This window comes from Burkholderia sp. NLJ2 (genome assembly GCF_049487195.1).
GTDB classification, from domain to species: Bacteria; Pseudomonadota; Gammaproteobacteria; order Burkholderiales; family Burkholderiaceae; genus Burkholderia; species Burkholderia pyrrocinia.
This window is the reverse complement of sequence record NZ_CP137810.1, coordinates 1,690,012-1,714,739: the sequence shown is the minus strand read 5'-3', so window position 1 is coordinate 1,714,739 and position 24,728 is coordinate 1,690,012. Positions and strand designations below refer to the sequence as shown.

The following is a 24,728-nucleotide window of genomic DNA, read 5'->3' as shown; positions in this document are numbered from 1 at the left end:
TGCGTAGCCGGACGCGTCCGGAACGGTATTTTTGACAATTTCGTCGCGAAATAATCATTAGAATTGCCTAAAGTATCGGAACGATTTGCCGCTAACTTCATGATGGGGCGGCAGGCGCGCCGCGGGGATGCGGCGGGGTCGTCCCGGCCCTTTCGCTCACAAAGGTTTGATATGTCGACACCGCTGTTCGGAAAGTTGTTTGCGCAACCCGTTGCGATCGACCCGGGAACGGCGAGTACGCAGATCTATACGCACGAGCGCGGCGTGGTGCTGAACCAGCCGTCGGTCGTCTGCTTTCGCAAGGCCGGCGCGACCGATGCGCGGCCGACGCTCGAGGCGGTCGGCGAGCTCGCGAAGGCGCTGCTCGGCCGCGAACCGGGGCATCTCGAAGCCGTGCGGCCGATGCGGCACGGCGTGATCGCCGACGCGCACGCGGCCGAACAGATGATCCGCAGCTTCATCGACATGTCGCGCACGCGTTCGCGCTTCGGCCGCCGCGTCGAGGTCACGCTGTGCGTGCCGTCCGATGCGACGGCCGTCGAGCGCCGCGCGATCCGCGAGGCCGCGTTCGCGGCCGGCGTGTCGGAGGTCGAGCTGATCGAGGAATCGCTGGCTGCGGGGCTCGGCGCCGGCCTGCCGGTGACCGAGCCGGTCGGCTCGATGGTCATCGACATCGGCGGCGGGACGACCGAAGTCGCGGTGATCGCGCTCGGCGGCATCGTCTACCGCGAGGCGATCCGCGTCGGCGGCAACCAGTTCGACGCGGCGATCGTGAACCACGTCCGCAACCTGTACGGCGTGCTGCTCGGCGAGCAGACGGCCGAGCACGTGAAGAAGACGATCGGCTCGGCCACCAGCGCGGTGCCGCGCACGTCGACGCGCGCGGTCGGGCGCAGCATCGGCGACGGCCTGCCGCGTTCGATCGAGCTGTCCAACCACGACGTCGCGGACGCGCTGGCCGCGCCGCTCAAGCAGGTGATCGGCGCGGTGAAGTCGGTGCTGGAAAACGCGCCGGCCGAACTCGTGACCGACATCGCGAATCGCGGCGTGGTGCTGACGGGCGGCGGCGCGCTGCTCGCGGATCTCGAACGCCTGCTGTACGACGAGACGGGGGTGGTTGCGCGGATCGCCGACGAGCCGGCCACCTGCGCGGTGCGCGGCGCCGGCGAGGCGATGGGGCGGCTCGCGATGTGCCCGGCCGATTGACGCGGTTCGGGCCGGGCCGCGCATCACTGCGCAGCGCTGCCATTCATATTCTTTCGATCTCCATATCGCCGGCCAGCCTTCCGTTGCAACGCGCGTCGGTCATCGTTCCAACAGGTCGGTAACGGCCCGGCATCGGTCGGCCGCGTGGACGCGCGTGCGTGCGCCATGCTAGCGTTACGCGCCCATGCGGGGCCGGGCCAGCCGATACGCCCGACGACCTGAGAGACCGAGATCCTTGAAAACCTACACCAAACGGGGCTTTGCGGCCCGGGCGGGCCGCCTGCTGGCCGTCGTCGCGTGCATCTGGGCCGCCGCGGCCGTCGCGCTCGTCGTGTCCGGGATGCGGATCCCGAGCGAGCCGGCAGACGTCGCCGTGATCTTCGGCGACGCGCTCGACGATACGGGCGCGCCGAAGCCCGTGCTCGCGGCCCGGCTCGACGTCGGCGTGCGCTGCTACCGCACGGGGCAGTGCCCGGCGTTTCTGGTCAGCGGCGCAATCGACGGCCCCGGGCTGAACGAAGCGACGGCCATGCGCGACTATCTCGTCGCGCGCGGCGTACCGGCCGACCGGATCGCCGTCGACGACCAGGGCGACAACACGCTCGCGACCGCGCAGCACACGCTTGAGTACCTGCAGGCGCACCGCCTGTCGCGCGTGCTGATCGTCAGTCAGTACTACCACCTTGCGCGGGCGCGCCTCGCGTTCGAGCGCGTCGGCATCGCGCGGGAGAACATCTACGCCGCGTATCCGCACCACTTCCAGTTGCGCGATGTCTATTCGAGCTGGCGCGAAGTGCCGGCCTACGTGGTGTATGCGGTGCGTCTGTGGGCGAATCCCGATGCGCGGCCGGTCTCGTTCCGGCCGATGCTTTACCTGCTGAGCCTGTTTTCATAAGAGGGCGCACGGGGCAAATGCCACCGGCGCCCGATTTTCTCCTTCCTTCAGGTTTCCTGCCGTTTCACGCCGGGTGCGGCGTTCTTTCTTTTCTCGCTGGCCAAGCGGATGTCATTGGCGCCGGCCAAGCGATAACAAGTCGCATTTCAGGTTTGATACGAGGTGAAAATCGAAGTGATTTTGCCGAGCGCGTGAAAATCCGGTTTGCATTTGATTATTAAGCGGATGCTGACTACCGGCATCGGCGATTCGCCGGCATGAAAATATTGCGCTGCAAAGATCGTGTGTCTTGAATCGAGGCCGTATATCAGCGTTTCCACGGATACGGCGATTCCGATGTTTTTGCGAAAGATCAAAATAAACCGGCGAAAAACATGCGGGACACGGCCGCCAGGCACGCAGCGGCGGGTAAAAAATACATGCTCGTTGGCCCTTGATCCGATAGGTAAACATCGACTGGAAAATGGCGCGAGTTTGATATAGCCTTGTCTGACAAAAAGCGAGGCAGTAATCAAATCAACCAGAAAGTCGCTGCAGAAAAACAGGGGCCACCGTCATGTCATTCGACTAGTTTCGCGTCCGCAACCCGGGTCTGATTAAAAACTTATCCATGAATATGCCGACGTCGCATCGCGACCGCCGGTGGGCACGCTTTTATCCGCGATTTTCTGCTGCGCGTCGTCAGGTGCAGCCGCAATACCAAAACCAATAACGAGGGAAAGCATGAACCTTGTACGTTCGAAAAAAGCCGGCGAACCGTTTCCGAGACTGCTGTTGCCGACGGGTGTTTTCCTGGCGCTGTCCGGCGCCGGCATTGTTCCCGCCCATGCGACCTGCAGCACGGCAGGCACCACGGTGACCTGTTCCGGCGTTGCGAACCCGCTGGCTCCCAGTTACTCGAACAGCGCCAACGGCGTGAACGCGACGGTCAACCCCGGCGCGAGCGTCGGCGTGCTGCTCGGCGTCGGCGGCACGGCGATGTCGCTGACGGGCAACAACACCACGCTGACCAACAACGGCACGATCGATCCTTCCGCGCTCGGCTCGGGGCTCGGTGTGCTGTCGAGCGGCGCGGTCGTCGGCAATGCGTCGGCGAGCGCGAGCACCACCGTCGTCAACAACGGCACGATGAACGGCTCGACCGGCGTGGCGATCAGCGGCGTGACGGGCATGGCGCTGTCGGTCCAGAACGGCACCGGCGGCACGTCGAACATCACGAACACCGGCACGATCGGGTCCAACCCGCTGGTCGGTGCGACCCTCGTCGGCGCGGACGCGCCCGTGGTCGCTGCATACGGCGGCGGCAAGGTCAATATGAGCAACAGCGGGACGATCAACGGCCGCGTGTCGTTCGGCACGAACGGCACGCCCGGGCAGGGCAACACGTTCACCAACTCGGGCACGATCAACGGCGGCGTGTCGATGGGCGCGAACAGCAACAACACGTTCAATGCCGTGACGGGCTCGTCGGTCAACACGGCGGGCGGCACCGGCGGCGCGTTCAACATCACGGTCGGCCCGAACACGCTCAACGTCGCGCAGACGGGCATCGTCGACGGCGGTGCGGGCGGCGACAACACGCTCAATCTGCAGCAGGGCACCAACGCGAACGGCACGATCGCGGCCAACAACTACATCAACTTCAACCACCTCGACGTCAATAGCGGCAACTGGACGATCAACGGCGCGTCCACCGCGCAGGATGCGACGCTGAACGGCGGCGTCGCGATCATCAACAACAATGCATCGCTCGGCACCGGCAACATCACGGGCAATGGCGGCGCGCTGCAGGCGGGCACGGCAGGGCTCAACGTCTCCAGCAACGTGACGCTCAACGGCGGCGGGCTGACGGTGCAGGGCGCGACCGGGCTCGCACTGTCGGGCACGGTGTCGGGCGTCGGCGCGCTGACGAAGAATAACGGCGGTACGCTGACGCTGTCCGGTGCGAACACGTACACGGGCGGCACGAACCTGAACGGCGGCGGCCTGGTCGTCGGCAACAATGCTTCGCTCGGCGCGGGCGCGCTGAACGTCAACACGAACGCGTCGCTCGACACGAGCGCAAACGTGACGCTGGGCAACACGGTCAATCTCGCCACCGGCACGACGCTGACGCTCGGCGGCAGCAACAATCTCGGGCTGGCCGGCACGATCGGCGGAGCCGGCGGCCTCGTGAAGAACGGCGCGGCGACGACCACGCTGACCGGCGCGAACACGTACACCGGCGACACGACGATCAACAGCGGGACGCTGGCGCTGGGCGCGGGCGGCAGCCTGGCGTCGACGGGCACGGTCAACCTGACCGGCGCAGGCGCGACGTTCGACGTGAGCAACGCGTCGGGCGCGCAGACGATCGGCTCGCTGGCGGGCGCGGCCGGCACGAACGTGAGCCTCGGCGGCAATTCGCTGACGCTCAACGGCAGCGTCAATGCAACCTATGCCGGCACGATCGGCGGGTCGGGCAGCGTGACGCTGTCAGGCACCGGCACGGAAACGCTGACGGGCACGAACACGTATACGGGCGGCACGAACCTGAACGGCGGCAACCTCGCCGTCGGCAGCAATACGGCGCTCGGCACCGGCGCGGTGAACGTGAACGGTTCGTCGACGCTCGATGCGACCGCCAACGTGTCGCTCGCGAACGGCGTCAACATCGCGACGGGCACCACGCTGACGCTCGCCGGCAGCACCGGTCTCGGCCTGGGCGGCGTGATCGCCGGCGGCGGCGGCCTCGTGAAGAACGGCGCGGCGGCGGTGACGCTGTCCGGCGCGAACACCTATAGCGGCGGCACGACGCTGAATGCCGGCGGGCTCGTGCTCGGCAACGGCTCGGCGCTCGGCACCGGCGCGCTGACCGTCGGCGGCGCGGCGACGCTCGATACGACCACGAACCTGTCGGTCGGCAACGCAATCGATCTGGGCACGGGCGCCGCGCTGACGCTGGGCGGCAGCAACGCGCTCGGGTTGAGCGGCGCGATTTCCGGCGCGGGCAGCGTCGTGAAGAACGGCGCGGCGACCACGACGCTGACCGGTGCGAACACCTACACCGGCGGCACGACGATCAACGCGGGTACGCTGGCGCTCGGCACGGGCGGCAGTCTCGCGGCAACGGGCACGGTGAATCTCGCCAACGCCGGCGCGGCGCTCGACATCGGCGCGGGCGGCGCGCAGTCGATCGGCGCACTGTCGGGCGTGGCGGGTACGAACGTGAGCCTCGGCGGCAATGCGCTGACGCTCGGCGGTACGGCCAGCGGCACCTTCAGCGGCGCGATCTCCGGCACCGGCGGCCTGACGCTGGCCGGCACCGGCACGCAGACGCTGAACGGCGCGAGCACCTACTCGGGCGGCACGAACCTGAACAGCGGCAGCGTCGTGCTCGGCAACAACGCAGCGCTCGGCACGGGCGCGCTGACCGTCGGCGGTGCGGCGACGCTCGATACGAACACGAGCGTGACCGTCGCCAACGCGGTCAATCTCGCCGGCACCGGCTCGACGCTGACGCTCGGCGGCAGCAACGCCCTCGCGCTGAGCGGCGGGATATCCGGCGCGGGTAGCCTCGTGAAGAACGGCGCGGCGACGACGACACTGACCGGTGCAAACACGTACTCGGGCACCACGACGATCAACAGCGGCACGCTGGCGCTCGGCACGGGCGGCAGCTTCGCGACGACCGGCGCGGTGAACCTGACGGGCGCGGGCGCGGCGCTCGACCTGAGCGGCGCAACGGGCGCGCAGTCGCTCGGCGCGCTGTCGGGTGTCGCGGGAACGAACCTCAACCTTGGCGGCAATGCACTGACGCTGGGCGGCACGGCCAGCGGCACGTTCAGCGGCCTGATCGGCGGCGCCGGCAGCCTGACGCTGTCCGGCACCGGCACGCAGACGCTGAACGGCGCGAATACCTATACCGGCGGCACGAACCTGAACAGCGGCGGCCTCGTGCTCGGCAACGGCTCGGCACTCGGCAGCGGCGCGCTGAACGTCGGCGGCGCCGCGACGCTGGATACGAACGCGAGCCTGACGATCGGCAACGCGGTCAATCTCGGCACGGGTGCGGCGCTCACGCTGGGCGGCAGCAACGCGCTCGGGTTGGGCGGCGCGATCGCCGGTGCGGGCAGTCTCGTGAAGAATGGCGCGGCGACCACCACGCTGACGGGCGCGAACACCTACACGGGCGGCACGACGATCAACGCCGGCACGCTGGCGCTGGGCGCGGGCGGCAGTCTCGCGGCGACGGGCGCGGTGAACCTGGCCGGCGCGGGCGCGACGTTCGACGTGAGCGGTGCCACAGGCGCACAGACGATCGGCGCACTGTCGGGCATCGCCGGTACGAACGTCGATCTCGGCGCGAATGCGCTGACACTGAACGGCAGCGGCAACAGTACGTTCGGCGGCGCGATCGGCGGCACCGGCGGCCTGACGCTGTCGGGAACCGGCACGCAAACGCTGACGGGTGCGAATACGTACACCGGCGGTACGACGATCGACGGCGGCAGCACGCTCGCGCTGGGTGCAGGCGGCAGTCTTGCATCGACCGGCACGGTGAATCTCGCCGGCGCGGGCGCGACGTTCAACCTGAGCGGCGCATCGGGCGCGCAGACGATCGGCGCACTGACCGGCGCGGCCGGCACGAACGTGAACCTGGGGGGCAACGGGCTGACGTTGAGCGGCGGCGGCAACCATACGTTCGGCGGGGCGATTGGCGGCACGGGTGGCGTCACGCTCGCGGGCGCGGGCACGCAAACGCTGACGGGTGCGAACACCTACACGGGCGGCACGACGATCGACGCCGGCAGCACGCTCGCGCTGGGTGCGGGCGGCAGCCTCGCGTCGACGGGCGCGGTGAATCTCGCGGGCACGGGTGCGGCGTTCGACGTGAGCGGCGCATCGGTGGCGCAGACGATCGGCGCGCTGTCGGGCGCGGCCGGTACGAACGTGAACCTCGGCGGCAACGGGCTGACGCTGAGCGGGACTGCCAGCGGCACCTTCGGCGGCGTGATCGGCGGCACCGGCGGCGTGACGTTCGCAAGCACCGGCACGCAAACGCTGACGGGCGCGAACACGTACACCGGCGGCACGACGATCGACGCTGGCAGCACGCTCGCACTGGGCGCAGGCGGCAGCCTCGCGTCGGGGAGTGCGGTGAATCTCGCCGGCGCGGGCGCGACGTTCAACCTGAGCGGTGCGACGGGCGCGCAGACGATCGGCACGCTGACCGGCGCGGCCAGCACGAACGTGAACCTGGGCGCGAATGCACTGACGCTGAACGGCAGCGGCAATGGCACGTTCGGCGGCGCGATCGGCGGCACCGGCGGCGTGACGTTCGCGGGCACCGGCACGCAAACGCTGACGGGTGCGAACACGTATTCCGGCGGCACGACGATCAACGGCGGCAGCACGCTCGCGCTGGGCGCGGGCGGCAGCCTCGCGGCGAGCGGCGCGGTGAATCTCGCGGGCGCGGGCGCGACGTTTAACCTGGGCGGCGCATCGGGCGCGCAGACGATCGGAGTACTGAACGGTGCGGCCAGCACGAACGTGAACCTGGGTGCCAACGCGCTGACGCTCAGCGGCAGCGGCGGGACATTCGGCGGTGCGATCGGCGGCACTGGCGGCGTGACGTTCGCGGGCGCCGGCACGCAAACGCTGACGGGCGCGAACACGTACACGGGCGGCACGACGATCAACGGCGGCAGCACACTCGCGCTGGGTTCGGGCGGCAGCCTCGCGTCGGGCAGCGCGGTGAATCTCGCGGGCGCGGGCGCGACGTTCAACCTGAGCGGTGCATCGGGCGCGCAGACGATCGGCACGCTGACCGGCGCGGCCAGCACGAACGTGAACCTGGGCGCGAATGCACTGACGCTGAACGGCAGCGGCGCCGGTACGTTCGGCGGTGCGATCGGCGGCACCGGCGGTGTGACGCTGGCCGGTACGGGCACACAGACGTTGACGGGGGCGAACACGTACACCGGCGGCACGACGATCGACGGCGGCAGCACGCTCGCGTTGGGTGCAGGCGGTAGCCTTGCATCGACGGGCACGGTGAATCTCGCGGGCGTGGGCGCGACGTTCAACCTGAGCGGTGCGACGGGCGCGCAGACGATCGGCGCGCTGACCGGCGCGGCCAGCACGAACGTGAACCTGGGCGCCAATGCGCTGACGCTGAGCAGCAACGGCGTCAGCACGTTCGGCGGCGCGATCGGCGGCACCGGTGGCCTGACGCTGGCCGGTACGGGCACGCAAACGCTGACGGGCGCGAACACGTACACGGGCGGCACGACGATCGGCGGCGGCAGCACGCTCGCGCTGGGTGCGGGCGGCAGCCTCGCGGCGAGCGGCGCGGTGAACCTCGCCGGTGCGGGTGCAACGTTCAACCTGAGCGGCGCATCGGGCGCGCAGACGATCGGCACGCTGACCGGCGCGGCCAGCACGAACGTGAACCTCGGCACGAATGCGCTGACGCTGAACGGCAGCGGCACGGGCACGTTCGGCGGGACGATCGGCGGCGCGGGCAGCGTGACGGTCGCGGGCACCGGCACGCAGACGCTGACCGGCGCGAATACGTACACCGGCGGCACGACGATCAACGGCGGCAGCACGCTCGCGCTCGGCGCGGGCGGCAGCCTCGCGTCGGGCAGCGGGGTGAACCTCGCGGGTGCGGGCGCGACGTTCGACGTGAGTGGCGCATCGGGCGCGCAGACGGTCGGTACGCTGACCGGCGCGGCCGGCACGAACGTGAATCTCGGCGCGAATGCGCTGACGTTGAACGGCAGCGGCAATGGCACGTTCGGCGGCGCAATCGGCGGGTCGGGCGGCGTGACGCTCGCGGGCACCGGTACGCAAACGCTGACAGGTGCGAATACGTACACCGGCGGCACGACGGTCAACGGCGGCAGCACGTTGGCGCTCGGCGCGGGCGGTAGCCTTGCATTGTCCGGCGCGGTGAATCTCGCAGGCACGGGCGCGACCTTCGACGTGAGTGGCGCGACGGGCGCGCAGACGATCGGTGCGCTGTCCGGCGGCGTCGGTACCAGCGTGAATCTCGGCACGAATGCGCTGACACTGAACGGCAGCGGCGCGGGCACGTTCGGCGGGACGATCGGCGGCGCGGGTGGCGTGACGGTTGCCGGTACCGGCACGCAGACACTGACGGGCGCGAACACGTACACGGGCGGCACGACGATCAACGGCGGCAGCACGCTCGCGCTGGGTTCGGGTGGCAGCCTCGCGTCGACGGGCGCGGTGAATCTCGCCGGCACGGGCGCGACCTTCGACGTGAGCGGCGCGACGGGGGCGCAGGCGATCGGCGCGTTGTCCGGCGGCGCCGGCACCAGCGTGAGTCTCGGCGCGAATGCGCTGGCGCTGAACGGCGGCGGCACCGCATTCGGCGGCACGATCGGCGGCTCGGGCGGCGTCACGGTGGCGAGCGGCACGCAGGTGCTGACCGGCAGCAACACGTACACGGGCGGCACCACGATCGCGTCCGGTGGCACGCTGCAACTCGGCAACGGCGGCACGTCAGGCAGCATCGCCGGCAACGTCGTCGACAACGGTGCGCTGATCTTCAATCAATCCGGCAACGTGACGGTTGCAAGCGTGCTGTCCGGCACGGGCGCGCTGACGCAAGCCGGCAGCGGGCAACTGACGCTGACGGGCACGAACACGCTGAGCGGCCCGACCACCGTCAGCGCGGGCACGCTCGCCGTCAACGGTTCGCTCGGCCAGTCGGCCGTGAGCGTGCAGAACGGCGCGACGGTGACGGGCACCGGCACGATCGGCGGCCTCGTGGTGCAGGGCGGCGCGACGGCGGCCGCATCGCAGCCGGGCGCGGCGTTGAACGTGGCCGGCAACGTCACGTTCCAGCCGGGTTCGACGTTCCAGGTCGCGGCCACGCCGCAGCAAAGCGGCAGCGTCGCCGCGACGGGCACGGCGACGCTGAACGGCGGCACCGTGCAGGTGCTCGCGAACCAGAGCGGCTACCAGCCGAGCACGACCTACACGATCCTCACCGCGTCGTCGGGCGTGCAGGGTGCGTTCAGCCAGGTGAGTGCGAACTACGCGTTCCTGATGCCGACGCTCAGCTACGATCCGGATCACGTGTACCTGCGGCTGGTCGCGAACGGCACCGCGCTGCCCGACGTCGCGACGACGCCGAACCAGCGCTCGGTCGCAGCCGCGCTCGGCGGGCTCGGCGCCGGCAACCCGCTGTACGACGCGGTGCTGACGACCGACGCGGGCACCGCGCGCCGCGCATACGGGCTGCTCGACGGCGAACTGCAGGCGAGCCTGAAGAGCATGCTGCTGCTCGACAGCCGTTATGTGCGCGACGCGGTGACCGATCGCGTCCGCCAGGGTCTCGCGCCCGGATCGGGCCCGCTCGCGGCGCTGTCGTCGGGCGGCGCGGCACTGTGCGGCGACAACTCGGCCGGCGTGGTCGACCCGACGCTGCCGCCGGAACGCCGGATCGGTTCGCGCGACGGCTGCTACGGCGGCACACCGTACCAGCCGGTCGTCTGGGGGCAGGCGTTCGGCGGCCGCAGCCGGCTCGCCGGCGACGGCAACGCATCGACGATCAACCGCAGCATGACGGGCTTCATCGCCGGTGCCGACATGGCGCTCAACGACAAGTGGCGTGCAGGCCTCGCGGCGGGCGTCACGCACGGCTCGCTCGACAACGACCAGAGCTCGTCGGCGTCGGTGAACAGCTACTACCTGTCGCTGTACGGCGGCGCGCAGTACGGGCCGCTTGGCGTGCGCGGCGGCGCGTCGTACACGTGGTACCGGATCAACAGCGACCGTAATCCGGGCTTCGCGGGCTTCTCCGATCACGATTCGGCCGGCTACAACGCGAATTCGGCGCAGGTGTTCGGCGAAGTCGGCTACGCGCTGCCGGTCGGGCCCGTCGCGATCGAACCGTTCGCCGGCCTCGCGTATGTCAACCTGCATACCGACGGTTATACGGAAAGCGGCGGCGCGGCAGCGTTGCGCGCCGGCGGCGAGACGACCCACGTCGGCTTCTCGACGCTGGGCGTGCGCGCGGCGTCGCAGCTCGGCTCGGTCGGGAGCGGCACGATCACCGCGCGCGGGACGGTCGGCTGGCGCCATGCGTTCGGCAACGTGCGGCCGTCGTCGACGTTCACGTTCGCGAACGGCGGCACGTCGTTCCAGGTGTCGGGCGTGCCGATTGCGCGCGACAGCGCGGTGCTCGAAGCCGGCATCGACGCGAACATCACGAAGCGCCTGACGCTCGGCCTCACTTACAGCGGCCAGTACGGCAGCGGCGTGCGCGACAACGCGGTGCTCGGCAACATCCTGTGGAAGTTCTGACCGGCGCGTAACACGCCCACATCGGCGCCCGCACCGGCGCCGGCCCGCGACGCCCTGCGACGACGGAAACGTCGCAGGGCGTCGCGGCCGTTTCGTCGCTGCGCACGTCCCCCGTTCTGGCCTATCCTGTGCGAAACACGCGACGCGCGCCGCGCGTTGCGCCCCGACACAGGAGCATCGATGCCGAATCACGCCGAAGCCACGACGACGCAGGCGCCGCAAGTCGCGCCTGCTGCCCCGACCCCAGCGTCGGGCCCCGCATTCATCGCGCCCGAAGCCGATCCGCAGGTGCTCGCGCGCAACAACCAGTACGTGCTGAAATCCGGCGACGCGTTCGTGGTCGGCGACGCGCTCGGCGACATCGGCGGCCACGACGACGGCCTGTTCGTCGACGACATGCGCGTGCTGTCGAAATGGCGCCTGACGTTCGGCGGCCGTGCGCCGTCGCTGCTGTCGGGCGCGACGAGCGCCGACAACGCATCGTTCACCGCTCACCTGACGAACCGCCCGCTGCCGCCGCTCGGCGGCCACGAGACGCCCGAGGGCGTGATCCATATCGAGCGGATGCGCGTGCTCGCGGGCGACGTGCTGTACGAAGCGCTGACGCTGACGAACTACGGCGCGAGCGAAGCCGAGGTGCCGCTGTCGCTGTCGTTCGCGGCCGATTTCAAGGACATGTTCGAGGTGCGCGGCACGCAGCGCCCGAAGCGCGGCACCGTGGTGGCGCCGCGCGTCGACGCGGGCGCGGTGCGGCTGCGCTACGACGGCCTCGACGGCGTCGAGCGCAACGTGACCGTGCATTTTTCTCCGGCGCCCGACGCGCTGTCGGTCGATCGCGCCGACTACACGCTGACGATCGCCGCGCAGGCGTGCGTGTCGATCTACCTGACCGTCGACGCGACGCTCGGCCCGGCGCACAGCGAAGCGCCCGGGTGCGGGCGCGTCGCGCTGCGCGCCGCGCTTGTCGGCGTGCATCGCGAGATGCGCGCGCGGCGCGAGTCGATGGCGCGCGTGAACACCGGCAATCCGCTGTTCGACGCGTGGCTCGACCGTTCGCTCGCGGATCTCGGGCTGCTCACGACGCAGCTCGACACGGGGCCGTATCCATATGCGGGCATTCCGTGGTTCTCGACGCCGTTCGGCCGCGACGCGGTGATCACGTCGCTGCAGATGCTGTGGCTGCAGCCGTCACTCGCACGCGGCGTGCTGCGTTTCCTGGCCGAGCATCAGGCGCGCGAGACGTCCGCGTTCCGCGACGCGGAGCCCGGCAAGATCATGCACGAGTTCCGCCGCAGCGAGATGGCCGCGACGGGCGAGGTGCCGTTCGCGCTGTACTACGGCGGCGTCGACACGACTCCGCTGTTCATCGTGCTGGCCGGCGCGTATGTCGAACGCACCGGCGACGATGCGCTGATCGACGAGCTGTGGCCCGCGCTCGAGCGCGCCGCGCAATGGGTGATCGACAAGTGCGACCGCAATCCTTACGGACTGCTCGATTATCAGCGCACGTCGGAGCGCGGCTTGGCGAACCAGGGCTGGAAGGACAGCCACGATTCGGTGTTCCATGCGGACGGCCGCTTCCCGGACGGGCCGATCGCGCTCGTCGAGGTGCAGGCCTATGCGTGCGCGGCGCTCGATGCGATGTCCGAATGCTCGCACCGGCGCGGCCACGCGGCCGACGCCACGCGCTACGCGCTGCGCGCGAAGACGCTGCGCGAGCAGGTCGACGCGCTGTTCTGGATGCCGGAAGGCGATTTCTACGGGATCGCGCTCGACGGTCATGGCGACCTGTGCCGCGTGTTCGCATCGAACGCGGGCCAGCTGCTCGCGTTCGGGCTGCCCGATGCCGAGCGCGGTGCGGCGGTCGCCGGCGTGCTCGGCTCGACGCTGTTCCAGACGGGCTGGGGTATCCGCACGCTCGCGGCCGGCCAGCCGCGCTTCAACCCGATGGCGTATCACAACGGGTCGGTGTGGCCGCACGACAATGCGCTGATCGCACGCGGCCTCGCGCGCTACGGCGACAAGACGGCCGCGGTGAACCTGCTGCGCGCGCTGTTCGAGGCGGCGGTGAGCTTCGAGATGCGCTTGCCCGAGCTGTTCTGCGGGTTCCCGCGCCGGCGCGGCGAACCGCCGACCGCGTATCCGGTCGCGTGCCTGCCGCAGGCGTGGGCGGCCGGTGCGCCGTTCATGATGCTGCAGGCGTGCCTCGGCGTGAGCATCGACGCGTCGCGCCACGAGGTGCGCGTCGAGCGCCCGACGTTGCCGGAAGGTGTCGACTGGTTGCGGATCGACGCGTTGCGCGTCGGCGACGAAACCGTGTCGCTGACGTTCCGCCGCGTCGACGGCCAGGTCGTCGCGTCGGCGGAGCAGCCGGGCCGCGTGAAGGTGGTCGCGGTGCTTTAGCGCGGCGCGGCGCGAACGTTGTGCGATGTCGCGCCACGTTCGCGCGCAGCGGCATAGAATCGTGACATGACCCTTGAACGATGGCGGAGGTAGACGATGACGACCGACAACCGGCCCGACGACGGCGAGCAGAAGCTCGAGAATCTGGAAGCGGCGGTCGACCACCTGCACAAGTCGATCGAATCGCAGAGCATCGCGGTCGGCGCGGCGAAGGGCATCCTGTTCAGCCTGATCGAAACGCTCGGCGCACTGATCGGCGATCCCGACCTGCCCGAGCATGCGCGCTCGGGTTACGAGGCGCTGCGCGACAAGGCGAGCGAATTGCGCGGCGGGCTCGACCGGCATTGACACACGGATTGCGCCGGCGCACGCCGCACGGGCGGCGCCGGCGCTGCCCGATTCTGCAGACGAAGCTCAAAACCCCTTGCGTTCAATGAGTTAGGTGGCCGATGCGCAGGATATCCACAAGCTTGCCAACACAATCTGTGGAGAACCGGCCGGGTGCGCGGCGCGTGCCCGGTGCACGGTTCGAATGACGTTGCGCTGCCGCACCGTTGACCGGTCAAGGTCCTCGTATCGAATCCCCTTGTGTATCAAGATGTTACGCGTCCGATCTGACGGATATCCACAGGCTTGCCAACAAAATCTGTGGACAACTCGCAATCGATTGCGTCGCATTGGTTGAGGATCCGGCCTGAATGCGATCGGCGTGTGAGGCCCGTGTGCACGGGCTGCCCGATGTGTGCGTCGCCACGGTAATTCGTGCGCGATCAAGGGCTTAGGTCCCGGGTACCCAGGATATCCACATCCTTGCCAACACTTTCTGTGGACAAGCGCAGCCGCGTTACGCGGCCGGCGCCGTGTCGGCCGCCTCGGCCGCGATCCAGTCGCGAAAGAGCGTCATCGCGGGCGTGAGCGGTTTCGACTTCAGCGACGTGAGCCAGTAGCCGCCGGCGTGCACGTCGATGTCGAGCGGCCGCGCGAGCAGGCCGAGCTGCAGTTCGCGCGCGAACATGCAGGCCGGCGCAAGCGCGACGCCCGCGCCCTGCATCGCGGCCTCGACCATCAGCCGTGACGAATCGAACACGGGCCCGTTGACCGTCCACGGTTCGAGCTGCGCGGCGTCGAACCAGCCGAGCCATTCGTCGGTGCGGTACGAGCGCAGCAGCGTTTCATTGGCGAGATCGGCCGGCTGTGCGAGGCGCCGCGCGATGTCCGGCGCGCACAGCGCGGTGAGTGGCGCATCGAGCAGGCGCTCGTTGCGCGTCGCCGGCCAGTTGCCTTCGCCAAAGCGGATCGCGAAGTCGAGACCCTCGGCGGCGAGGTCGACGACGTTGTTGTTGGTCCGCAGACGCAGCTCGACGAACGGGTGCGTATCGCCGAACTGTTTCAGCCGCGGCATTAGCCAGCCTATGGCAAAGGTGCCGACGACGCCGAGCGTCAGCACCTCGTGGAAACGCCCGCCGTCGAACTGCTTGAGCACCGTCTCGATGCGGCTGAATGCATCGCTCAGCACGGGCAGCAGCGCGCGCCCCTCGTCGGTGAGTCCGAGACCGCGCGGCAGCCGCGTGAACAGCGTGCAACCGAGCCGTTCCTCGAGCGAGCGCACCTGCTGGCTGACCGCGGCCTGGGTCACGCTCAGCTCGAGGCCGGCGCGCGTGAAGTTCAGGTGGCGCGCAGACGATTCGAACGCGCGCAGCGCATTGAGCGGAAGATGAGGGCGGAGCTTCGTCATAAGATTTTCTTTTGTCAGCGCTCAATTATCGTTGCTTGTCAGGCAACCGTAAAGTCCCGATAGTGCTGTCTCGGCGGCCGGCCGTTTTCAACACCATTTCGCGTCCATTCCATCACCAGACAACCAACATGACCTACTCATCGAAACGTCGAACCCTGTTGCTGGCCGCCGCGACGGCGCCGCTCGTCCTGACCGTCACAGCGTGCGCGTCGTCGCAGACCGCCGCGCCGGACGAGGCTGCGATGTCGAACGTGGCCGCCGCGGCGACGTTTGCCCGGCTCGAACGCGATGCGGGCGGCCGTCTCGGCGTGTGTGCGATCGACGCCGCGAGCGGCCGGCGCGTCGAGCATCGCGCCGACGAGCGCTTCCCGTTCTGCAGCACGTTCAAGGCGATGCTGAGTGCGGCGGTGCTCGCGCAGAGCGTCGCGCGTCCGGGATTGCTGCAACAGCGCGTGACGTACGGAAAGGCCGATCTCGTCAACTATTCGCCGGTGACGGGGAAGCATGTCGACGCGGGCATGACGGTCGCCGAACTGTGCGAGGCCACGATCCAGTACAGCGACAACGCGGCCGCGAACCTGCTGATGAAGCTGATCGGCGGCCCGTCGGCGGTGACTGCGTACGCGCGGTCGATCGGCGACGACACGTTCCGGCTCGATCGATGGGAGACCGAACTGAATACCGCATTGCCGGGCGACCTGCGCGACACGACGACGCCCGCCGCGATGGCTGCCAGCATGCGTGTGCTGACGCTCGGCGATGCGTTGCCGGCTGCGCAGCGTGCGCAGCTCGTTGCCTGGCTGCGCGGCAACAAGGTCGGCGACAAGCGGATCCGCGCGGGCGTGCCGGCCGGGTGGACGGTCGGCGACAAGACGGGCACCGGCGACTACGGGACGACGAACGACGCGGGCGTCGTGTGGGCGCCGTCGCGTGCGCCGATCGTGCTGGTCGTGTACTACACGCAGGCGCATGCCGATGCGCGGCCGAAGGAAGATGTGATCGCCGACGTCGCGCGCGTCGTGGTCGAGGCGCTCGGTTGAGCAGGGCGGTGCGGCGTGCGCGACGGGATGCGCATGCACGCCGTGCCGCAGTCGTGACCCGCGCGGCCAAACGTTGTGCGATCAACGACTTAGGGCACGCATGCTCAGGATATCCACATGCTTGCCAACAAAAATTGTGGACAAGCCTGCGAGCGGCGCGGTCGTCGTGATTCACGCCGCCGTGCCGCGTTTGAAGCGGCGCCGAGAAAGTCTTACGGATCAAGTGCTTGGCTGCGGTATGCGCAGGCTATCCACACGCTTGCCAACAAAATCTGTGGACAAGCCGGGCCGCATGCTTGGCAGGCGGCCCGTCAAGCGTCGAGGCGATGCGCGAGCGACGATTTGCCGGCCGCGTGCCGCATTCGAAGCGGCGCGGACAAAGTCTTACGGATCAAGCGTTTGGCTGCGGTATGCGCAGGCTATCCACATGCTTGCCAACAAAATCTGTGGACAAGCCTGTTCGTCCGTCGCCCCGGCAGTCAGCCTTGCCGATCGTCGACGGTGGGCCAGCGCGCGAACGCGAACACCCACAACATGATGAAGTTCAGGACCGGCACGAACATCGTCAGGATCCACCAGCCCGAATGCCCGGTGCGCCGGACGATGCGGACATACGGATAGACGACGACGGCGACAAGCACGAGCGAGACGAGCAACTGCCACGCGCTGAAGTGTTCCATGGCCTTCCTCGGAGTGAGATGTCGTGATGCGGTGCCGGCGAACGGCCGGCCCGTTGCGCCGACGCGCGAGCCCGGCGATGCGCGGCTGCGTGCGGCTCGCGTGATAGTGACGCGTGGCGGGCGCGAGCGTCAAGGCGCGGGTGGCGCGCCGCTGTGGCGCCGGATCGCCCGTATTCGTGCAGGCTCGCACGTCGTGTTGCCGAAACGGTGACGCGGCGCATGAACCGTAGGCCGATCAACGGGTTAGCGCAGGCTTGCGCAGGATATCCACAAGCTTGCCAACAAAATCTGTGGGTAAGTGGCGCGGCATGCGCAAAGCGATCGAGTTGTGCGTCGTCGTGGCGTCGTGATGCGAAGTGCGGCGAAGCGGCACGCGCGAAGGTCGTCGCACGCGCCTCGTCTGCATCACGCGTGCCAAAGTCCATCGGATCAAGGGTTTAGCGATGTGGTGCGCAGGATATCCACAAGCTTGCCAACATTTTCTGTGGAGAACTGCGCGTTCGCGATCGGCGGGCACGACACCGACCGATGCCACGTGTTGCCTCGATTCGCGCGGGTGCTCACGCCGTGCAGATACCGGCCACGCCGACTTTCTGGAACAGGTGCGGGCTGGCGACGGCGGACGACGGATAGGCCGAGCGTTTTGCGACGAACTCGGGATGCGTGAACGCCGCGCGAAACGCGTCGGTCGATTCCCAGGTCGCGTAGTTCAGGTAAGTCGGACTGTCGCCGAGCGCGCGATGAAGCTGGGTCGAGATGAATCCCGGCTGCCGTGTCATGAATTCGGCGTCGTCCTTCCACACGGCCAGAAAGTCCGCTTCGTCTGCGGGATCCAGCGTGAACACGTTGACGAGGACGACGGGCTCCGCGGCGATGCCGAGCTGCTGCTGGATCGGAAAGTTCGGATCCATCGGTTTGAACTGGGACATGGGAACTCCTGTGGGTCGTGGGTCAACTGAGTGATCACGCGTGGCCATCCTGGCCATGCGCGCTCGACATTGCCGACAGAACGCGAATCGCCGCATCCAGGTCAGCCGAACTGAACTCGCCGGCGATGTCGCGGACATGCTGTTGCCATTGCCCGACCACCGCCTGATAGGCCGCGTCGCCGCGCGGTGTCAGCGCATACAGCGGCGACCGCTTGTGCGCCGGGTTGGGCAGCGACCGGACCAGCCCTTCGTCGACCAGCACGTTGATCTGTTTCAGCACGGCCTGCCGCGTGATGCCCATCGCATCGGCAATCTGCGGGATGTTCGGGGCTTCCTGCGCCATCGAGATGGCGCCCAGCACCTGCCAGCGCGCGCTGGTCAAGCCGTGCGGCCCGGCAAAGGCGTTGCCCCATTCGATCAGCAGGCCGTTCAGCCGGAATACGGACAACGCGACGGTGGTCAACTTCGCGGATTTCGTCATACTCAATAAACGGGATGAATTGACAACTACTTTACGTAAACGACAACTGGTTGTCAAATAGGTGTGCGCGTCATCGAACGTCATCGTTCATGAAGAGGACCGAACCCGACCCAGGCCGGGCGACCATCCGCCGGGCCTTCTGTATTGCTACGTGGAGAAGCACGCCGGCATCCTCGAAACCTCGACCGGCCTGCGGGTCGAGCGGATCGTCCATGTCAATTGGGTCGGGGGTGTGGCGGCGCGCATGCGCGTATTCGCGGCCGCATGGCGCATTTGCCGCGCACGCCTGACAAACCCTTACCGATCAATGGCTTGCTGCCGTTAATGGAAGGTTGTCCACAAGCTTGCCAACATAATCTGTGGACAAGCTGCCTGTCGCGCGCGCATCAGACTGGTGCAGGAAAGCGCACCGTGACAGTGAGCCCGCGCCCGCCGCGCGTGGTGCCGAGCGCGACCGTCGCGCGATGCTGTTCGGCGATCCGCTTGACGATCGACAGCCCGAGCCCGCTGCCGGACGACGTGACCGCCTGCGCCCCTTCGCCGCGATAGAAGCGCTCCCATACGTCGGTGCGCTCGGCTTCCGGAATCCCGGGGCCGTCGTCGGCGACTTCGAGCACGGGCGTCGTGCCGTCGATGCGTGCGGACACGTCGATGCGCGCGCCGTCGCCCGCATAGCGGATCGCGTTGTCGACGAGATTGTTCAGCAGCACGCGCAGCGTGTCGATATTGCCCGCGGCCATCACGGGCGTTGCGACGATCGCGCCGAGATCGATCCGGTGCGCGTCGGCGACGCGCGCGCGGTCCGCGACCACCGACCGGCACAGTGCGGCGAGATCGACGGACGCCGATGCGGACGTGGCCGCTTGCGCATCGGGTTCGAGACGCGCGAGCGTCAGCAACTGTTCGGCGAGGTGGCCGAGGCGCGTCGTGCCCGCATGGATTTGCGCGAGGATGCGCTCGCGCTCTTCGGCGGTCGCTGCGCGCCGCAGCAAATTCGACTGGATCGACAGCCCCATGATCGGCGTGCGCAACTCGTGCGCGGCATCGGCGATGAAGTGCCGCTGCAGCGTGAACGAGCGGTCGAGCCGCGCGAGCAGGTCGTTGATCGCTTCGGCGAGCGGCCGGACTTCGTTCGGCATCGATGCGACATCGACCGGTTCAAGGTTGTTCGCATTCCTGCGCTTCAGGCCGGATGCGATTGTGCGCAGCGGCCGCAGCCCCGCGCCGATGCCGAACCACAGACCGATCGCCAGCACCGGCAGCATCGAGAACACCGGCCACAGCAGGTGCACGGCGATGCCGGCAATCGCTTCCCACCGTGCATGCCGCGCCTGCGCAAGCCGGATCGTCGTGCCGCCGCGCTCGGTCACGTAAGTGCGCCACGGCTGGCCGCCGACGTCGACGCTCGCGATGCCCTTCTGCGCGGGCGGCGGCAGCGTCGAATCGCGGTCGGTCGAATACACGAGTGTGCCGTTGCGCCAGACCTGCAGCAGCACGGCATCGGGATCGCTTGCCTCGAAGCCGTGCTTGCCGTTCGCGCGATTACTGAACGACAGCTCGCCGTTCGGGCCGACGACGATCTGCTTCGACATGCTGCGCATCTGGTCGTCGAGCAGGTCGTCGAGTTCGCGCAGTGCACCCCAGTAGGTGCCCGCGCTCGCGACCAGGCCGATCACGCACGCGGCCGGCAGCAGCCACATCAGCAGGCGCCGCCGCAGCGACGCGTTGCGCCAGCGCGCGATCGCGCGTTGCACGCCCGTCATGCGCCGTCACCGATCCGGTAGCCGACGCCGCGCACGGTGCGGATCATGTCGTGGCCGAGCTTTTTGCGCAGGTTGTGGATGTGGACCTGCACCGCATTGCTTTCGATTTCCTCGCCCCAGCTGTACAGCCGCTCCTCGAACTGCTCGCGCGAAATCACCGCGCCCGGTTCGCGCATCAGTTCGTGCAGCAGCACGAACTCCTTCGGCGACAGCGGCACTTCTTCGTCGGCGAGCCAGACGAGGTGCTTGACGGGATCGAGCCGCAGCGGGCCGGTCGCGAGCGTCGTCTGCGCGCGGCCCGCATGGCGGCGGTTGACCGCGCGGATGCGGGCGAGCAGTTCGTCGAGCTCGAACGGCTTGACGAGGTAGTCGTCCGCGCCGCTGTCGAGGCCCGCGATGCGGTCCGGTACGCCGTCGCGCGCGGTGATGATGATCGCGGGCAGGGTTTCGTCGCGGCGGCGCAGCGCGGCGAGCACCGACAGGCCGTCGCGGTTCGGCAGCCCGAGATCGAGCAGCAGCAGGCCGTAGCCGGTCGAGCGCAGCGCGAGTGACGCGGCGTCGCCGTCCTTCACCCAGTCGACCGCGAAGCCTTCCTGTTTGAGGCCCTGTTCGAGCCCGCTGCCGATCAGCGGATCGTCCTCGACGAGCAGTACGCGCATGGATTCGTGTCTCTTCAACAGGGCGCCGGGCGCCCGGGGTTTTAGGGTCTGTTTACATATGGAACGGGCATTCCCGTGACATGAATTTTTTAATTTGGGGTTGCCACGAGAACGGCCGCTCGCCGCGTTGCGCTCCTTGGCGATACGTCCAGTATTCGCAGCGTCGCGCGCCTCGCGAGCGGCCGTTCTCGTGGCAACGCATGCACGTTCCATATGTAAACAGACCCTAATGATAAGCGCGCGTGTCTTAGGGGGAGCTTAAACACGGACGTCTCGGTGCGTTGGCGTACCGAACCGATGCGACAGCGCGCCGTTTCGTGCGGGCTTCAGGTTTGCTTAATCTTACGCTCCGTAATCTCGGGCCGTCGCGTTCAACGAGAGCGCGGCGCACCATCCAACAAGGAGGAACGAGATCATGAAACACCTGACGAGAATCCTGGCTGTCGCGCTCGCCGTGCTGCCTGCCGCCGTTTACGCGGAATATACCGGGCCGTCCACGCTGACCACGACGACCGTGAAGGAACTGCTCGCGAACGGCAAGGACGATCAGCACGTGCAATTGCAGGGGCGCATCGTCAAGCATGCCGGCGGCGAAGACTACGAGTTCGCCGACGCGACCGGCACGATCCGCGTCGAGATCGACAACAAGCTGTGGGCGGCCGGCCAGCCCGTCGGCGACAAGAGCGAAGTGAAGCTGACCGGCGAATTCGAGCGTAAATGGTCGGGCAAGGTGAAGGTCGACGCCGACCACGTCGAAGTGCTGCACTGACCGGTGCGTGCGGGGCCGGTGATAACATGGACGACCGGTTCCCGTTCCCACCAAGATGGCCGCCAATTTCGACGAACTCGCGTCCCGGATCCGGGCGCAATTTTCCGAGCTGAGCCCGCAATTCCAGGCGGGCGCCGCATTCCTGCTCGATCATCCCGACGAAGTCGCCACCTCGTCGATGCGCAAGGTCGCGCAGCGCGCGCAGGTGCAGCCTGCGTCGCTCGTGCGGCTCGCGCAGCAATTCGGTTTCCCCGGCTGGAACGAGCTGCGCGACCTGTGCGTCGCGCGCGTGCGCACGCGTCCCGAGCCGCTCACGCAGCGTGCACGCTCGCTCGTGCGGCCCGACGCGAAGGCGTCGCTCGCGCACGACCTGCTCGCCGCGCAGCAGCACAACCTGTCGGCCACCGCCGCGCAGAACGAGCACGCGCTCGCTGATGCGGCCAGGCTGATCCGCAAGGCGTCGCACGTGCATGTCGCGGGGTTTCGCTCGTGTTATCCGGTCGCGTTCGGTTTCGTGTACGGCTACCGGCTGTTCCGTCCGACCGTGTCGCTGCTCAACGGCGTCGCCGGTTCGCTCGAAATGGAGCTGCGGACGATCGCGAAGCAGAGCGTGACCGTGGTCGTCAGCTTCGCGCCGTATTCGGCGGAAGCGAAGCGTGTCGCACAGGCGGCGAAGGCGCAGGGCAGCCGGATCGTCGCGATCACCGACAGCGCGGTGTCGCCGATCGCGCTGCACGCGGACGCGCAACTGATCTTCACGCACGACAGCCCGTCGTTCTTTCCGTCGCTGGTGGCCGCGCACGCGATGGCCGAGGCGCTGGTCGCGCAGTTGCTCGCGCTCGAAGGCAGCGATGCGATCGCGGCGCTCGAGCGCACGGAAGCGGAGCTGCATGCGAAGGGCGCTTACGTCGTCTGACGCGGCACGTGCGGCTTCGGCCGTCCGTCATTCACGATTCAACCCGACGCAACCGATGACGTTCACATACGAGGTGACCGACGCGGGCGACGCGCACGTGCGCAAGCAGATCGTCGCGCCGCTCGTTCGATTCAACGAAAGCCAGGCCGGCCCGGCCGACTTCCGCCCGCTGGCCGTGATCGTGACCGACGCTGAAGGCGCGGTGGTCGGCGGCCTGTGGGGCGGTACGGCGTTCGGCTGGCTGCAGGTCGACCTGCTCGTGGTGCCGGAGGAAGCGCGCGGCCAGGGCACCGGTACGCGCATCATGGATCTGGCCGAAGCGGAGGCCGTCGCGCGCGGGTGCCACAGCGCGTGGCTCGATACGTTCGACTTCCAGGCGCGGCCTTTCTACGAGAAACGCGGCTATGTCCGCTTCGGCGAGCTGCCGGATTATCCGGTCGGGCACACGCGGATTTTCCTGACGAAGACGCTTGCGGGCTGAGCGGCGGTCGCGCGATGCGGTTCTCCGAGGCCGTGGCCGACGTGCTGCCCGGCATCGACGGCGGGCAGCACGCATCGACGTGAACGAAGGCGGTCCGGCAGCGGTCGGGCGGCGTACCTGCCCGCTCGCTGCCGGCCGCCGGCGCACCGCCACCTTTTTCCTGTCGCGCGGCGACATTTCGGCCATCGCTGAAACGTCGTGCGCACGACCGGCGTAAGCTCACCCGTCAACACTTTCCGGGAGTTCGCGATGACCCGTTCCGACCTTCAAGCCCGCCAAGCCGAAGCTTTCCGTACGCTGCACACGCGCCCCGGCGCATTCATCATCCCGAATCCGTGGGACGCCGGCACCGCCCGCCTGCTCGCGATGGCCGGTTTCGAGGCGCTCGCCACCACGAGTGCCGGCTATGCATTCTCGAAAGGACAACCCGACAACGCGATCGACCGCGACGCCATGCTCGATCACATCGCCGATCTCGTTGCCGCGGGCGGCCTGCCGGTGAGCGCCGATCTCGAGAACGGTTTCGGCGACGCGCCCGACACGGTGGCAGAAACGATCCGGCTGGCGGCCGAGGCCGGCGCCGTCGGCGGCTCGATCGAGGATGCGACGGGCCGCGCCGATGCGCCGATCTACGCGCGCGACGCGGCGGTCGAGCGCATCGCGGCGGCGGTCGACGCGGCGCGCGCGCTGCCGTTTCCGTTCACGCTGACCGCGCGTTGCGAAAACTACCTGCACGGCCGCCGCGACCTCGCCGACACGATCGCGCGGCTCGTTGCCTATCGCGACGCGGGCGCCGACGTGCTCTATGCGCCGGGCATTACCGACGCCGCCGAGATCGCGGCGGTGACGCAGGCGGTCGGCGCGCCCGTCAACGTCGTGATGGGGCTGCAGGGCGGGTTGCTGAGCCTCGACGAGCTGGCGGCGCTCGGCGTGAAGCGCGTCAGCGTCGGCGGCGCGCTGGCGCGGGCCGCGCTCGGCGCGTTCCTGCGCGCCGCGACGGAGATGGCGCGCGACGGCACGTTCACGTTCACGCAGGCGGCCGTGCCGGGGCGCGATATCAATCGCTGGTTTGCGGCGCCCGATAATTCACCGGTTTCGTTCGGAGAATGACAACAAATAAAACGTGGGATCGTTTCCAGTCGAAGCATTGATTGACAGTAATCAACCAATATCGCGTCCGGTTTAAACACCGATGACGACGCGAAAACCATCGTTTATTCTCCGCATTCCGCAGGCTCGACCGGAACCGGCGCGCAAGCCGCGCCGGTTCTGGCGATCGGGCTGCCCGCCACGCGCACCGGTGCCGGGCATTGTTGCGTTTTCCCGATCGACGAATTTTTGTGCGCGGGAGTTGCCGGTTATTTTTTTGATTGATAATCTGCGGCATATTCAAATGACCGGTTGTGCGGGCCACCGGGATTATCAATATATTCAATAAATAAAAACCGAG

The 24,728-nt window shown here is 68.3% G+C and carries 18 protein-coding genes; 11 read left to right on the top strand and 7 right to left on the bottom strand.

The window, feature by feature from the left end; genetic code table 11:
• Positions 1 to 171 precede the first annotated feature (171 nt).
• Positions 172 to 1,206, top strand: a complete 1,035-nt coding sequence (locus R9B84_RS30030) for a rod shape-determining protein (protein ID WP_423761104.1) — start codon at positions 172 to 174, stop codon at positions 1,204 to 1,206.
• A 235-nt stretch (positions 1,207 to 1,441) separates the two neighbouring features.
• A complete protein-coding gene (locus tag R9B84_RS30025; RefSeq protein WP_423761103.1) occupies positions 1,442 to 2,101 on the top strand; it encodes a YdcF family protein in 660 nt (219 codons plus the stop codon).
• Positions 2,102 to 2,247: 146 nt separating this feature from the next.
• On the opposite strand, the gene R9B84_RS30020 is transcribed toward R9B84_RS30025, so the two are convergent.
• Positions 2,248 to 2,616, bottom strand: coding sequence for a hypothetical protein (locus R9B84_RS30020; protein WP_423761102.1), 369 nt, complete (start codon positions 2,614 to 2,616; stop codon positions 2,248 to 2,250).
• Positions 2,617 to 2,824: 208 nt separating this feature from the next.
• Between R9B84_RS30020 and R9B84_RS30015 the strand changes: the two genes are divergently transcribed.
• The 3 genes from R9B84_RS30015 to R9B84_RS30005 all read left to right on the top strand — a co-directional run bounded on the left by R9B84_RS30015 (position 2,825) and on the right by R9B84_RS30005 (position 14,173).
• A complete protein-coding gene (locus tag R9B84_RS30015) occupies positions 2,825 to 11,422 on the top strand; it encodes an autotransporter-associated beta strand repeat-containing protein (protein WP_423761101.1) in 8,598 nt (2,865 codons plus the stop codon).
• A gap of 180 nt (positions 11,423 to 11,602) precedes the next feature.
• The gene (locus R9B84_RS30010; RefSeq protein ID WP_423761100.1) at positions 11,603 to 13,825 is read left to right on the top strand and encodes a glycogen debranching N-terminal domain-containing protein; all 2,223 of its coding nucleotides are present in this window, start codon (positions 11,603 to 11,605) and stop codon (positions 13,823 to 13,825) included.
• 96 nt (positions 13,826 to 13,921) lie between these two features.
• On the top strand, positions 13,922 to 14,173 hold the full coding sequence (locus R9B84_RS30005; protein ID WP_034180596.1) for a hypothetical protein: 252 nt from the start codon (positions 13,922 to 13,924) through the stop codon (positions 14,171 to 14,173).
• A 496-nt stretch (positions 14,174 to 14,669) separates the two neighbouring features.
• On the opposite strand, the gene penR is transcribed toward R9B84_RS30005, so the two are convergent.
• Positions 14,670 to 15,560 (bottom strand): beta-lactamase transcriptional regulator PenR, encoded by an 891-nt coding sequence (gene penR / locus R9B84_RS30000; RefSeq protein ID WP_423761099.1) that lies wholly within the window; start codon positions 15,558 to 15,560, stop codon positions 14,670 to 14,672.
• Positions 15,561 to 15,688: 128 nt separating this feature from the next.
• Between penR and blaPEN-bcc the strand changes: the two genes are divergently transcribed.
• Positions 15,689 to 16,600, top strand: a complete 912-nt coding sequence (gene blaPEN-bcc, locus R9B84_RS29995) for a PEN family class A beta-lactamase, Bcc-type (protein WP_423761098.1) — start codon at positions 15,689 to 15,691, stop codon at positions 16,598 to 16,600.
• 479 nt (positions 16,601 to 17,079) lie between these two features.
• On the opposite strand, the gene R9B84_RS29990 is transcribed toward blaPEN-bcc, so the two are convergent.
• The 5 genes from R9B84_RS29990 to R9B84_RS29970 all read right to left on the bottom strand — a co-directional run bounded on the left by R9B84_RS29990 (position 17,080) and on the right by R9B84_RS29970 (position 21,112).
• Positions 17,080 to 17,280, bottom strand: coding sequence for a hypothetical protein (locus tag R9B84_RS29990; protein WP_423761097.1), 201 nt, complete (start codon positions 17,278 to 17,280; stop codon positions 17,080 to 17,082).
• A 560-nt stretch (positions 17,281 to 17,840) separates the two neighbouring features.
• On the bottom strand, positions 17,841 to 18,209 hold the full coding sequence (locus tag R9B84_RS29985; RefSeq protein WP_423761096.1) for an antibiotic biosynthesis monooxygenase family protein: 369 nt from the start codon (positions 18,207 to 18,209) through the stop codon (positions 17,841 to 17,843).
• Positions 18,210 to 18,243: 34 nt separating this feature from the next.
• A complete protein-coding gene (locus R9B84_RS29980) occupies positions 18,244 to 18,690 on the bottom strand; it encodes a MarR family winged helix-turn-helix transcriptional regulator (RefSeq protein ID WP_423763513.1) in 447 nt (148 codons plus the stop codon).
• Between the two features lie 386 nt (positions 18,691 to 19,076).
• A complete protein-coding gene (locus tag R9B84_RS29975; RefSeq protein WP_423761095.1) occupies positions 19,077 to 20,453 on the bottom strand; it encodes an ATP-binding protein in 1,377 nt (458 codons plus the stop codon).
• Positions 20,450 to 21,112, bottom strand: a complete 663-nt coding sequence (locus R9B84_RS29970; protein WP_423761094.1) for a response regulator — start codon at positions 21,110 to 21,112, stop codon at positions 20,450 to 20,452. Before R9B84_RS29970 ends, R9B84_RS29975 begins: the two co-directional genes overlap by 4 nt.
• 415 nt (positions 21,113 to 21,527) lie before the next feature.
• On the opposite strand from R9B84_RS29970, the gene R9B84_RS29965 reads away from it, so the two are divergent.
• The 5 genes from R9B84_RS29965 to R9B84_RS29945 all read left to right on the top strand — a co-directional run bounded on the left by R9B84_RS29965 (position 21,528) and on the right by R9B84_RS29945 (position 24,716).
• Positions 21,528 to 21,881 (top strand): YgiW/YdeI family stress tolerance OB fold protein, encoded by a 354-nt coding sequence (locus R9B84_RS29965; RefSeq protein ID WP_174384067.1) that lies wholly within the window; start codon positions 21,528 to 21,530, stop codon positions 21,879 to 21,881.
• Positions 21,882 to 21,936: 55 nt separating this feature from the next.
• A complete protein-coding gene (locus R9B84_RS29960; protein ID WP_423761093.1) occupies positions 21,937 to 22,797 on the top strand; it encodes a MurR/RpiR family transcriptional regulator in 861 nt (286 codons plus the stop codon).
• Between the two features lie 55 nt (positions 22,798 to 22,852).
• Entirely contained in the window at positions 22,853 to 23,278 is a 426-nt protein-coding gene (locus tag R9B84_RS29955) for a GNAT family N-acetyltransferase (protein ID WP_423761092.1), read from the top strand.
• A 249-nt stretch (positions 23,279 to 23,527) separates the two neighbouring features.
• Positions 23,528 to 24,388 carry an isocitrate lyase/PEP mutase family protein gene (locus R9B84_RS29950; protein WP_423761091.1) on the top strand — a complete coding sequence of 287 codons (861 nt, stop codon included), beginning with the start codon at positions 23,528 to 23,530 and terminating at the stop codon, positions 24,386 to 24,388.
• A gap of 82 nt (positions 24,389 to 24,470) precedes the next feature.
• Positions 24,471 to 24,716, top strand: coding sequence for a hypothetical protein (locus R9B84_RS29945; RefSeq protein WP_423761090.1), 246 nt, complete (start codon positions 24,471 to 24,473; stop codon positions 24,714 to 24,716).
• Positions 24,717 to 24,728 lie beyond the last annotated feature (12 nt).